The organism is Bacillus sp. BB081 (assembly GCF_008368895.1).
Lineage (GTDB): Bacteria > Bacillota > Bacilli > Bacillales > Bacillaceae_G > Bacillus_A > Bacillus_A wiedmannii.
In genome coordinates this window covers 22,327-35,223 of the sequence record NZ_QOZX01000014.1, presented here as the reverse complement: position 1 = coordinate 35,223, position 12,897 = coordinate 22,327, and the positions used below count along the sequence as shown (strand labels likewise).

Sequence of the window (12,897 nt, the reverse complement as noted above, 5' to 3'; positions counted from 1 at the left end):
AAAAGGAGAGATTCATTATGGTATTCGAAGGTCATTTAGTTGGTACAGGATTAAAAGTTGGGGTTGTTGTTGGACGTTTTAATGAATTTATTACAAGTAAGTTACTCGGCGGAGCTTTAGATGGATTAAAGCGTCACGGTGTAGAAGAAACTGATATCGATGTTGCTTGGGTTCCTGGCGCATTTGAAATTCCTTTAATCGCTAAAAAGATGGCTAATAGCGGGAAGTATGATGCTGTTATTACGTTAGGTACTGTAATTCGTGGTGCTACAACACATTACGATTACGTTTGTAATGAAGTAGCAAAAGGAGTTGCATCTTTATCACTACAAACAGACATCCCAGTTATTTTCGGTGTATTAACGACTGAAACGATCGAGCAGGCGATTGAACGCGCGGGCACGAAAGCTGGTAATAAAGGCTATGAATCCGCCGTTGCTGCGATTGAAATGGCTCATTTATCAAAACAATGGGCATAAAAAATAAAAAAGAGGCTGCGGCCTCTTTTTTATTTTTTTACTTTTTTCCGTACATCTTTTATTAATTCATCCATTGTTTTTCCTTCTGTTTGTATACGAAGCGTTTGTGCTGTTCTCCATACATTCTCTCTTTTCTTCGCCTCTTCTATAATAGTAATTTCTTTTCGCACTTCCTTTAAGTCTTTTCCTTCTGTTTTCAATCCAAAATGTTCAGCTTTCGTTCGAAAATGTTGTTCAATTCGTTGTTGCATCTCTTTTTGTTCAGGATTTTCGGCGGCCTTAACTGGATCAGCACTTATTGCTTTTAGTAAAATTAGACAAGTCATAATCGCTAATATATATTTGTGCATGTAAAATCCTCCAACCCAATATAAATTACATATTTACTATGTACAATTGGGGCTTGGAAAATTCGTCCACCAAAATTCTTTTTTTTGCTCAAAAACCAATAGTATCAAGCTTTCACAACTATTTATTACATTTTATTTACAAAAAAGCAAACTCTTTTACAAGTTTGCTTTTTATCTATCTTATAATGCACATTCTTCAATCTCAAACCCTAAATCTTCAATCATACCCCAGTCTGCAGTCGGTTCTTGTCCAGCTGTCGTTAAATAATCTCCGACAAAAATAGAGTTTGCTGCAAATAAACCGATTGGCTGTACAGAACGTAAATTGATTTCACGTCCCCCTGAAATGCGAATTTCTTTCGTTGGGTTTACAAAACGCATCATCGCCAGCACTTTTAAACATTCTACCGGCGTTAATTCTTTTTGTCCTTCAAGCGGCGTACCCTTTACAGCAACAAGGAAATTACATGGAATTGAATCTGCATCTATACGTTGTAATTCAAATGCAATTTCAGCACGTTCTTCTATTGTCTCCCCCATTCCAAAAATTGCCCCAGAGCATGGTGAAATGCCCGCTTGTTTTGCTTTTTGAACTGTATCAACACGATCGTCATACGTATGAGTGGAGCAAATGCTTTCGTAATTATTTGCATGTGTATTTAAGTTGTGGTTATAACGATGTACACCCGCGTCTGCTAAACGTCCTGCTTGATCTTCGTTTAAGAAACCTAAACAACAACAAATCTTTAAATCTGTCGTTTCACGAATCTCCTTAACTGCTCCAATTACGTGATTCACCTCTTTATCCGTCGGACGACGACCAGATGCCACAATACAATATGTACCTGCTTTACGGCGAATTGCTTCGTGTGCTCCTTCTACAATCTTTTCCTGCGTTAGCCATGCATATTTATCAATCGGCGCCTCTGAAATAATAGACTGTGAACAATATCCGCAATCTTCAGGACATAATCCAGATTTCGTATTAATAATCATATTCAATTTTACTTTCTTACCAAAGTGATGATGGCGAATGATGTAAGCTGCATTCATAATTTCTAACACTTCTGTATCATCAGCTTCTAATATCGCAATCGCATCCTCTTTCGTAATCATTTTCTCTTCTACTACGTCATGTGCAAGTTTTTTCCAATCCCTTTTTGTTTGTACTTGTTTCATTTCATCTCTTCCCCTCTTTTGTTATATGCATAAATAAAGCATGATACGTCGCCATTATCCCTTCATTTTCCGTGAAGTCTCTTTCGTATATGCGAAGCATCGCACGAAAGAGTGAGGGACTTTGACAATATGATTCTTCATTACTATTGGTCGCTCCTACTTTTCGAATAGAGTGTAGAAACTCCCTAACTTCTGTAAATCTCTCTATGTAACATGTTTCAGAAACATGCACATCCCCTGTTTCTATTTCACACATATGGCGCAACTGATTTTTCGAATAAAAACGTTGCCCAATCGATGTTTCATTTTGTATATTTTTTTCTTCTTTCGCCCGCTGGAACGAAGCATGCAATTCTTGAAATGTTTCATGTCCAAACGTTGAAAAGAGTAATATCCCATCTATAGACAAATGATGAAATAAATTTCTTATCACTTGTTTTAAATCATTTAGCCATTGAAATGTGGCATTTGAAATAATGACATCATATGTTTCTTCTAGTCGTAATCTTTCGATATCCTCACAGTAAAACGTTACATTTTTCACATTTTGTCTAGTTTTCGCAACTGCAATCATACTTTCAGCAAAATCAATGGCTGTAATATGTGCTTTCGGAAATAAGTTTGATAATTGCTCTGTAACATATCCTGTCCCGCATCCAAGTTCTAAAATACGTATCGATGAATTTGCACTATATCGCCGATTCAATGTAGAAAGTAATGAATGTGCCATCTTTTTTTGTACATTTGCATATTGATCGTAGGATACAGCTGCCGCGTTAAACCGTTTTTGTAGTAACGTTTTGTTGATCATGTCGTATCCCCTCTACAAATTGAATTATCTCATTTCCGCAATATTCGAAATTCGTTACACATAATGCGTGTCCAGCCTCACTTACTATCTTGAGCGTGGCAGTCTCATTCTCAGACATACTACGTGCTGCAGACAATGGACAAATTACATCCTGCTCTCCGTGAATAAGTAGTATAGGGACTTTAATTTCTTTCAGTTCTTCTCTCATATCTGCTTCTATTAAATACTTCAAACCTAATTGCAAAGACTGAATAGAATCACCTTTAAAGCGTTTTATCATATCTTCAAACCTTGTATTCTCTTTCAGCTCATCCTTTGTAAACATATTTTCATAAAACCGCTTGAGCGTATCTTCTTTCTTTCTCGCTACATTCTTTTTTAGCCGTTCTACATGCAGAGTATTCCATCCACTCGTATAATCGCTCGTATTTGTAAATTTGGCAGTACCACCAATTAGTACGATACCTTTTGCCTTAACCTTTTTATGAGCTTGAACTGCTGCTAACGCTCCTAGTGACCATCCAACTAAAATTACATTTTCATCTTTTGCTACATCTATTATTCGCCCCGCAAATTCACTTTGTTCTTTCACATTACGCCAATTGATACATTGAACAGAATATCCTTTAAAATACGGCAGAACTAAAGTCCAAACACCTTCTTCCATTCCCCACCCAGGAATAAAAATAATCTTTAGCTCTTTCATACGAAAAACCCCTCTTCTTTACCAATGCGTATAATATGCTGAATAGCCCATTTCAAATCAGCTATTGTATGTTGGGACGTAACCGCAAAACGGACCCGTGAACTATTAACTGGAACCGTTGGTGGACGAATTGCAATTGCTGCAATACCTACCTCTTGCAACCTTTTACTAAACCGTAAAGCTGTTTCATTTGAACCGACTACAATCGGTACAATATGAGTTGAGCTATTCCCAATATCAAAACCAGCTTCTTGCAAATGTGTCCTAAAATATGCTCCATTCTCTATAAGTCTCTCTCTTCTTTCATTATCTTCTCTCACAATTTCAATTGCTTTTTGTACCGCCCCTAACATTCCTGGTGGTAAAGCAGTAGTAAAAATAAAGCTTCTCATCATATTTTGTAAATACTCTATATACATTGCATCACCTGTCAAATACGCACCATAACACCCTAAAGCCTTGCTAAATGTCCCCATATGTATATCAATATTTTGAGCAATATTTTTTTCTATATGGGACAATCCTGCTCCATCAATTCCATATATCCCACTCGCATGTGCTTCATCAACTATAATCATTGCTCCATATTTCTCTTTCATTTGCACTAAATCTCTTAAATATGCAGTATCACCGTCCATACTAAAAACAGTATCTGTTACGATTAATTTCTTCTTTTTTGGCGGTGCTACTTGCAACAGCTTCTCTAAATGCTCTAAATCATTATGACGATACCTTTTATGCTCTGCTCCGCTTAATATAATTCCATCAACGATGCTTGCGTGATTTAATTTGTCACTAAACACAATGTCGTGACGACAGGCTAATGAAGAAATCACTCCAATATTTGCGGTATATCCGCTATTTACAACTAAGGCTTTTTCAGTGCCTTTCCAATCGCATATACTTCTCTCAACCTCTTCATACAGTGAATAATTTCCTACAACGAGCCTTGATGCCGTCGCCCCAGTTCCATATTTTCTTGTGCATGCAATAGCAGCTTCTTTTAACCTCTCATCTCCAGCTAACCCTAAATAATTATTTGACGCTAAATTTAACATCCTTTTTTCATCTCGAATAAGCCATGTCTCTTCTGCTTGTTCTGTTACATGCAAATTGCGATACTGCCCTTGCTCATTTAATTGTTGCAATTTAGATTGAAGATGTGTGCGCCACGTTTGATTCATTTCGGATAAACTCCTCTAATTTTGAAATCATTATATACTCTTTTGCAGATTCCAAGACTTCTTCTTTTGTAAACGCACCTTCAAAGAATGGTAATAACCCTAAAACCGGTACCCCACTTAGCTCTTCAATCATTTCTTTATTTTCTTGTACTCTTTCCATTTCACATTCTTTGCAGCCTGATAAAATTATACCTGCTACTGTTAAGCCCTGTGCCTTTGCATAAGCAATCGTTAAAACTGTATGATTTACTGTTCCTAATGTAGGGCGTGCGACTATAATAAGAGGAAGCTGTAATTCCTTTGCGAAATCAATTACTAAAGCGTCTTCTGTATATGGAACAGCCAGTCCACCTGCTCCTTCTACAAATAGGCTATTAAACTCTTTCAATAGTTCATTATAATGATCAGTAATGTCTTTTAAATGTACTACTCTTCCAGCTCTTTTCATGGCAAGTCTCGGAGCAAGAGGCTCTTCAATAGAATAAGGACAAATTTCATTTTCTTTTGTTGGTACACCTGATAATGCTTTTAACCTTGCTGCATCTCCCTCTGGATTTGATGCAACATGTCCACTTTGCAACGGTTTATATACCCCGATGTTATATCCCAATTCTCTAAATACACCTGCTAATGCACCGGCAACTACAGTTTTCCCCACTTCAGTATCCGTTGCTGTTACAAAAAAACCGTTCATTATTCTCCCTCCGTAACATCCGAGATTGCTTTATACAAAATATGTAACATATCATCAATCTCATCAATTGTAGAAGCAAGAGGAGGCATAAATACAATTGTATTGCCGAGTGGCCGTAAAATCATGCCCAGCTCTCTTGAGCGTTTACACACTTGAACACCGACTCTCTCTGTCCATTCAAACGCTTCTTTCGTTTCCTTATTCTTCACAAGTTCAATTCCAACCATTAACCCGCACTGACGAATATCCCCTACATGTTTATATGCAAAGAGCGATTCTAATTGCGTCGCCACATATTCTGTCTTACGTGCTACTTCTTCTATTAAATTTGTTTTTTCGTATAGTTCTAGATTCGCAATTGCTACCGCACACCCTAACGGGTTCCCTGTATAACTATGACCATGGAAAAATGTTTTTTGTTCTTCATATCCTCCTAAAAAGGCATTATAAATTTCATCTGTCGTTACGGTGATTGCAATTGGTAAATATCCACCTGTTAAACCTTTTCCGGCGGTTAAAATGTCCGGCGTTACATTTTCATGTTCACATGCAAACATTTTCCCGGTACGCCCAAATCCAGTCGCTACCTCATCTGTAATAAATAAAACATTATATTTTGTACATAAATTACGTAGTCCTCTTAAGTATCCTTTTGGCATTGTAATCATACCACCAGCACCTTGCATTAAAGGTTCTACAATAATTGCTGCAATTTCTTCATGTTTATCTTTCAGCAGCTCTTCCATTTCTTCTAAATGTTTTTTCACAATTTCCTCCTTATTATTTCCGTAAGGAGAACGATATGTATATGGATAAGGCATTTTAATTGCCTCAAATAAAAGTGAACTATACACTTGGTGAAACAAGTCTATCGCTCCTACTGAAACAGCTCCAATTGTATCACCGTGATATGCTTCTTTTAATGTAACAAATCTTTGTTTCTTCGGTTTTCCTTTATGCTGCCAATATTGAAAGGCCATCTTAATTGCAATTTCAACGGCGCTAGAACCAGAGTCTGAATAGAATACTTTCTTCAAACCTTCTGGCACAACTTCAATTATTTTTTCTGCTAATAAAATAGATGGAACGTTAGCAAGTCCTAGCATAGTAGAATGAGCAATTTTATTTAATTGCTCACGAATTGCTTCATCTAGTTCCGGTACTTGATGTCCATGAACATTTAACCAAATAGACGAAACACCGTCCCAATATTCATTTCCATTTACATCGTATAGCTTTCTTCTCTCTCCGCGTTCAATAATGACAGGATCTTCTTCTAAATAATCCTTCATTTGTGTAAATGGGTGCCATACATAGGCTTTATTTTTTTCCGATAACTCTTCATATGTATAAGACGATTTTTCAGTCGTATTACTATTAACAGTCACAATTGTCACCCCTAATGTTAACTTGTTTATAAATATAGTTAACATTAAATCCAAAAGACTGTCAATTATTTTTAAATCAAATAGTTCTTAAAAAAGAACAACTTATCGTATGATAAGTTGCTCTACTTTCCGTGTTGTATCTTTCCAATTTCTAAAATAATCTCTTCATCTTTTTTTCCTTCTGTATCAATTCCAAGTTGTTTTGCATGTTCAATTAATAGATCGTGACGTTTTTCAAATCTTGCAGTATTTACTTCTTTCTTAACCTCTTCTTTTGTTTTCCCTTCAGTAGAAACCCCTAGTTTTTCAGCTGCTTTTTCCATCGATTTCTTCTCTTCTATTTCTTTTACTTTCTTCACTTCTGACTGCTTTGTTTGACTTTGTTTTGACTGCTCTGATTCAGCTGCAAAAGCTGTGTAAATTCCAGCACTTCCGCCAATGACTAGTAAGGTGGTAAAAAGAATTATTTTTTTCTTCACTCTTTTCCTCCCCTTTCAAATTCATTATAACGTACAAATTTAGAACATTAAAAATATTTAACCTTTATTTCCCTAAAAAAATATTGAACATTTTTATTGACATATAAGATGAAAATGTGATAAAAATTTAACTAACATCATATGAATCGGCATTGATAGGATTTAGTAGTATTTCGATTTCTGATTTCAGAGAGCTGGTGGTCGGTGCGAACCAGTACAGAGCGAATTATGAATTACCCCCTGGAGCTTCTTTTGCGAAACGTAAGGAGTAGTGAAAGACGGTTATAGACCGTTATATCTAAAGAGTGGTGAAACGAAACTGTTTCACAATTTAGGGTGGTACCGCGAATTTTTCGTCCCTGCATATATTGCAGGGGCGTTTTTATTTTATTAGCGCATATCATACGACCCTTTATTTTGTGATACATTCATTTCACAAGCTAGGGTGGTACCGCGATTTCTTCGTCCCTGCATAATTATATGCAGGGACGTTTTTTTATCCAATCATTTCCGTATCATATTGAAGGATCAACAATTACCAGTAATTTGTCACAAAATTCTAAAATTTAGAAGGAAATACACAATATTGGCGAATTTTATATAAAAAAGAGCTATTTTAGATTACTTAGGAGGGAAAAACAATGGTTTCAAAAATTGAATCTGTTCTTTTAACATTATTTATCTTTTTCTGTATTGGCTTTAGTGTTATCCAATTAGAAGTTTCACCACACATCCCAATTTTATTTGGTATCGTTCTTTTATTAGCATTTGGATTTATGAAAAAAATCTCTTGGTCTACTATGGAAAAAGGGATGATCAGTAGTATTTCAGCTGGTATTCCATCTATTTTTATTTTCTTACTGGTAGGCGTATTAATTAGTGTTTGGATCGCTGCTGGAACAATTCCAACTTTAATGGTATACGGCTTCCAGATTGTATCTCCTAAAATTTTCGTTCCAACTGTTTTTGTAGTTTGTGCAATTGTTGGAACAAGTATCGGTAGCGCCTTTACAACTGCTGCAACTGTAGGACTTGCCTTTATGGGTATGGGTAGTGCTCTCGGATACGATCCGGCTCTAATCGCTGGTGCAATTATTTCTGGCGCATTCTTTGGAGATAAAATGTCTCCTTTATCTGATACAACAAACTTAGCTCCTGCTGTTACGGGTGTAGATTTATTTGAGCATATTCGTAACATGCTTTGGACAACAGTTCCAGCTTTCATCATTGCTTTTATCGCATTTTTCATTTTAGGAAGCGGTACGAGCGGAGACGTTGACTTCACAAACTTTATTAGCACATTAGAGAAAAATGCAACGATTTCTATCGTTACACTTATTCCAATTTTATTACTGTTCCTATTTGCATTTAAAAAAGTTCCAGCAGTTCCAACATTGCTTGCAGGAATTGTGGTAGGAATTATTATTCTCTTTATTTTTAAACCTAGCACTTCTTTAGCTGATTTAATGAAAATTATGCAAGACGGCTACGTTTCTAAAACTGGTATTAAAGATATTGATAGCTTACTATCTCGCGGTGGTCTACAAAGCATGATGATGTCGATTGCACTTATTTTCCTAGCACTTTGTATGGGAGGATTATTACAAGGAATGGGTATTATCACGCAGCTCATGAATATCATCTCTAGCTTTGTAAAAAATAGTACACGCTTAATTATTTCTACTGCTTCAACTGCAATTGGTGTAAACTTCTTACTTGGTGAGCAGTACTTATCCATCGTTTTAACAGGACAAGCATTTGCTAATAAATACGATGAAGTTGGTTTAGAGCGTCGTAATTTATCACGCGTATTAGAAGATGCAGGTACAGTTATTAACCCACTCGTACCATGGGGTGTAAGTGGTGTATTCTTAACAAACGTCCTTAGCGTTCCAACATTTGATTACCTGCCATACGCAATTTTCTGTTTAGCTTGCCCAGTCTTAACGATTATCGTCGGCTTTACTGGATTTGGCCTTTCATGGAAGAAAGAAAAAGCAGTAACAGTTTCATAATATACTAAAAAGGATTACCTGAATCGGTAATCCTTTTTTATATTTCTCGACTATCTATTTGCTTTCTTTCTTCTAAATAACAGAAGTAATCCCGCTCCAACAAACGCCAAGCCTGCTCCAATTGTAGAAGCAACACTTGTACCTGTTTTCGGTAAATCACGTTCTTCTTTCTTTTCACTTACAGTTGTTGTTGTTTCTTTTGAGTTTTGATTATCCGTTGTAGTTTGTCCAGATCCTGCATTTTTACCTTCATCTGTTGGCGGTGTCGTTGGATTTCCTCCATTATTCCCTTCACCTGTTGGTGGTGTCGTTGGATTTCCTCCATTATTTCCTTCACCTGTTGGTGGTGTCGTTGGATTTCTTCCATTCTTCCCTTCATCGGTTGGATTTCCTCCATTATTCCCTTCACCTGTTGGCGGTGTCGTTGGATTCTCTCCACCAGTTTCCTTATCATCATCGTTCTTCTTCGTTATATCAATTGCATATTTAGCAAATTCATTTTCAGATGGTCCAACATATGATATCTTTCCATCTTTCTTTATATACTCTTTTGCTTTTGGTGAAGAATCAAATGTTGTAATTAATTTATCTGCAACAATCGGTTTAAATGTCCAATTTTGATCGGCTGTCGGATTAATAGCCGGTGTTTCTTGCATATATTTCACTATGATTTGACGTGTTTCATCTTGCGATTGGTAAATAACTTCTCCTTCACTTACACCAGGGAACGTTTTACTGCTACCGCGATAATTATTTGTAGCAACGATAAACTCTTGATCATCAGCTACTGGCTTACCTTCATATGTCATATTTACAATACGATTCGTATTTGCATTTACAACTTTTCCATCTTTATCGTATTTCGCCGGTTGTGTTACATCAATTTCATATTTTAAACCATCTATAATATCAAAGTTATATGTAGGATATCCTGTATTCACCAATTGCTGTTCAATTTTTCCTTTTGGTTTAGGATTAATTTGATTAAACTGACCTGCCGACATTTCAAGCCATTCTTTCACTTGCGCTCCGTTTACTTTTACAGCATATAACGTATTCGGATATACATATAAATCTGCAACGTTTTTAATTGCTAACGTTCCAGCTGGAATATCCGTATAATATGCAGCACCGTTTCGGCCACCTGCTTTAAATGGTGCACCTGCAGATAAAACAGGAATATCTTTAATCTTTTCGTACTCTGGTTTTTTAAGTTCTTGTTCTACATACCATTTTTGTGCATTTGTCACAATTTGTACGGAAGGATCATCTTGTACTAATGAAAAATAACTATTAATTGGTGCTTTCGTTTTACCTACAGGTGTATTTACATATTCGATTGTCTTTTCATGTTCATCTTTAATTTCATTAACTAATTTTTGATCCGACTGTACTAATGGATTCCCTTTACTATCAGCAATCTTACGAAGTTCTGGCTTAGGTTGATCCTTTTTTTGTACTTCCCATTTTCCGTTTACCTTTTTCAATTGCATATCAATAATACCTAAATTACTGCCAAAAACGCCAGGCATTACAACTGGAACACCATTAAATATATCCTGCACTTCAGTATGTGAATGTCCCATTAATACTGCATCTACGCCAGGAACTTCCGTTAAATAATACGATGCGTTTTCCATATCAACACTGTATCCACTCTTATCAACGCCTGAATGAGCTAGTGCAACGACAATATCTGCATGTTCTTCATCTTTCAATTTCGGTACTAATTCCCTTGCTGTTTTAACAATATCTTTCGCTTTTACTTCTCCTTCTAAATTCGCTTTATCCCAGTTCATAACTTGAGGCGGAACAAATCCTATTACACCAATTTTCACTTTTTGTTTTTGACCAGATTCATCCTCTACTTCTTTTTCAAAAATATGATATGGTTCAAAGTAATGTTTATCGTTCGTATCATCATTATCGTGGTCATCTATGTAGACATTCGAGTTAATAACCGGAATTTTTGTTTTACTAATCACTCCCTTTAAATACTTTAAACCATAGTTAAATTCATGATTCCCAAGAGAGATGACGTCATACTTCATTAAATTCATTACACGATATAATGGATGGACATAGTTAGGATCAACAGAATTCTCCTGATTTTTTATTTTATTCGCTACATAATCTCCAAGCGGCGTCCCTTGTAATGCATCCCCATCATCAAATAGGACCGAGTTCTTCACTTCTTCACGTGCTTTATTAACGAGTGTTGCCGTTTGCACGAGACCTACTTTATTATCTGTTTTCGTTTGATAATAATCATAATTCATTAAGTTAACGTGAATATCTGATGTTTCTAGAATTCGTAACTTAACTGTACTCTCCCCAGTATTCTCATCCGCATGAGCTGTTGTTGGCAACACTTGCGGCGCTATTACACCAATAGCAAGAGTTGCTCCAGCTAGCATTTTTTTTGACTTTTTCACAAAAAATCCCCCTTATACAATTACCAAAAATAATGAAATAAACCTCTATTTGCCTCTAACCACATACCTTTTTTCTTCTATTAGAGACAAGATTTTCATTTCATCCTGCGCTAATGAGTAGTCCCCTTAAACGCCCGATTAGTGAAACTTTAATTAGTGGGAAATAAAGCCCTACTCATTAAAATTTCACCTTATCTGACATTATCATATATAATGTACTTTCATATCGTCAATATTTTTTGACATACTTCTACAAATTTTCTGTAAAGTTGTTGTAAACTTTTCATAAACATATAATATGCCCTTACATTGTTAATACTGCTGAATATGATACAATTACCAATTACAAGGAGGATGAATATATGAAAAAAGTCATCTTAACAATTGTTTGTCTCCTCCTTCTAATCATTTCTTATTCTTATTTTGAAAAGAACGATGAGACAAAACAAAATGAACCCGAAGAAAACACAGAAAAAATATCTACTCCAAGTTGGATTGATAAGCAAACAAACGATTCCTTTTATCATCTCGTACTAGGTGATTCACTCGCCAAAGGATATGGATCGACACAAGGGGGATTTGCTGAATTAGCTTCTAGACAAATAGAAGCACAAATTCATAAACCAATTACCGTAGAAAACCTTGGGATAAACGGTCTTACAACAGATCGTCTCGCTAAAAAAGTGCAATCAGAAGATGTAAAGCAAAAAATTAAAGCTGCAAATATCATTACAATTAATATTGGAGGAAATAATTTATTCCGTTTAAATCGTGATGTCGGTGTTATAGATGGTATTAAAATGTTAAATAAAGAAAAAGCTCATTTTGAAGCGGATATAAAAAATATTGTAAAGACAGTTCGAGATCAAAATCCGAACGCTTTACTCATTCTCTCAGAACTCTATAATCCGTTACAACTCGATGACTCCATCGCCAGTTATGCAGATATGTTTTTAGATGGCTGGAATGAATCCGTTTATTCCATTTCAAAAGCAAATCAACCATCTATCGTTTTACCAATTCGTAAATTAATATCAAATGATAAAAAAGATTTACTCTTTGACCAAGTACACCCAAATGATGATGGCTACGCGATTATTGCCGATTCATTTACAAAAAAAGTGTTGGCCTACAAATATTAAAATTTCCATGAAACAATTCTATTTTTATAACATGT

The 12,897-nt window shown here is 35.8% G+C and carries 12 protein-coding genes and 1 other annotated feature; of the genes, 3 read left to right on the top strand and 9 right to left on the bottom strand.

What is annotated here, in order from left to right; all coding sequences use genetic code 11:
* The first annotated feature begins 17 nt into the window (after nucleotides 1-17).
* Nucleotides 18-479 carry a 6,7-dimethyl-8-ribityllumazine synthase gene (gene ribH, locus DN394_RS06635; protein ID WP_000230900.1) on the top strand — a complete coding sequence of 154 codons (462 nt, stop codon included), beginning with the start codon at nucleotides 18-20 and terminating at the stop codon, nucleotides 477-479.
* 29 nt (nucleotides 480-508) lie between these two features.
* Here the strand turns inward: ribH and DN394_RS06630 are convergent, their stop codons facing one another.
* The 8 genes from DN394_RS06630 to DN394_RS06595 all read right to left on the bottom strand — a co-directional run bounded on the left by DN394_RS06630 (nucleotide 509) and on the right by DN394_RS06595 (nucleotide 7,270).
* A complete protein-coding gene (locus DN394_RS06630; RefSeq protein WP_000549778.1) occupies nucleotides 509-829 on the bottom strand; it encodes a hypothetical protein in 321 nt (106 codons plus the stop codon).
* 180 nt (nucleotides 830-1,009) lie between these two features.
* On the bottom strand, nucleotides 1,010-2,008 hold the full coding sequence (gene bioB, locus DN394_RS06625; RefSeq protein ID WP_000815837.1) for a biotin synthase: 999 nt from the start codon (nucleotides 2,006-2,008) through the stop codon (nucleotides 1,010-1,012).
* Nucleotide 2,009: 1 nt separating this feature from the next.
* Complete coding sequence (gene bioC, locus DN394_RS06620; protein ID WP_000608892.1) at nucleotides 2,010-2,819, bottom strand: malonyl-ACP O-methyltransferase BioC; 810 nt, start codon at nucleotides 2,817-2,819, stop codon at nucleotides 2,010-2,012.
* A complete protein-coding gene (locus DN394_RS06615; RefSeq protein WP_000661271.1) occupies nucleotides 2,785-3,525 on the bottom strand; it encodes an alpha/beta fold hydrolase in 741 nt (246 codons plus the stop codon). Before DN394_RS06615 ends, bioC begins: the two co-directional genes overlap by 35 nt.
* On the bottom strand, nucleotides 3,522-4,709 hold the full coding sequence (gene bioF / locus DN394_RS06610; protein WP_001077313.1) for an 8-amino-7-oxononanoate synthase: 1,188 nt from the start codon (nucleotides 4,707-4,709) through the stop codon (nucleotides 3,522-3,524). The genes DN394_RS06615 and bioF overlap by 4 nt, the downstream gene beginning before the upstream one ends.
* A complete protein-coding gene (gene bioD, locus DN394_RS06605) occupies nucleotides 4,675-5,403 on the bottom strand; it encodes a dethiobiotin synthase (protein ID WP_001013033.1) in 729 nt (242 codons plus the stop codon). The genes bioF and bioD overlap by 35 nt, the downstream gene beginning before the upstream one ends.
* On the bottom strand, nucleotides 5,403-6,836 hold the full coding sequence (gene bioA, locus DN394_RS06600; RefSeq protein WP_149293686.1) for an adenosylmethionine--8-amino-7-oxononanoate transaminase: 1,434 nt from the start codon (nucleotides 6,834-6,836) through the stop codon (nucleotides 5,403-5,405). The genes bioD and bioA overlap by 1 nt, the downstream gene beginning before the upstream one ends.
* Nucleotides 6,837-6,913: 77 nt before the next feature.
* Nucleotides 6,914-7,270 carry a hypothetical protein gene (locus DN394_RS06595; RefSeq protein WP_002107756.1) on the bottom strand — a complete coding sequence of 119 codons (357 nt, stop codon included), beginning with the start codon at nucleotides 7,268-7,270 and terminating at the stop codon, nucleotides 6,914-6,916.
* Nucleotides 7,271-7,413: 143 nt separating this feature from the next.
* Nucleotides 7,414-7,634 (top strand) — a binding site (T-box leader).
* 277 nt (nucleotides 7,635-7,911) lie between these two features.
* Here DN394_RS06595 and nhaC point away from each other — a divergent pair.
* Nucleotides 7,912-9,285 carry a Na+/H+ antiporter NhaC gene (gene nhaC / locus DN394_RS06590; protein WP_000253739.1) on the top strand — a complete coding sequence of 458 codons (1,374 nt, stop codon included), beginning with the start codon at nucleotides 7,912-7,914 and terminating at the stop codon, nucleotides 9,283-9,285.
* 50 nt (nucleotides 9,286-9,335) lie between these two features.
* Here nhaC and cpdB read toward each other — a convergent pair whose 3' ends face one another.
* Nucleotides 9,336-11,720 (bottom strand): bifunctional 2',3'-cyclic-nucleotide 2'-phosphodiesterase/3'-nucleotidase, encoded by a 2,385-nt coding sequence (gene cpdB / locus DN394_RS06585; RefSeq protein WP_149293685.1) that lies wholly within the window; start codon nucleotides 11,718-11,720, stop codon nucleotides 9,336-9,338.
* A gap of 362 nt (nucleotides 11,721-12,082) precedes the next feature.
* Between cpdB and DN394_RS06580 the strand changes: the two genes are divergently transcribed.
* Nucleotides 12,083-12,862 carry a GDSL-type esterase/lipase family protein gene (locus DN394_RS06580; protein WP_000755845.1) on the top strand — a complete coding sequence of 260 codons (780 nt, stop codon included), beginning with the start codon at nucleotides 12,083-12,085 and terminating at the stop codon, nucleotides 12,860-12,862.
* Nucleotides 12,863-12,897: the final 35 nt, after the last annotated feature.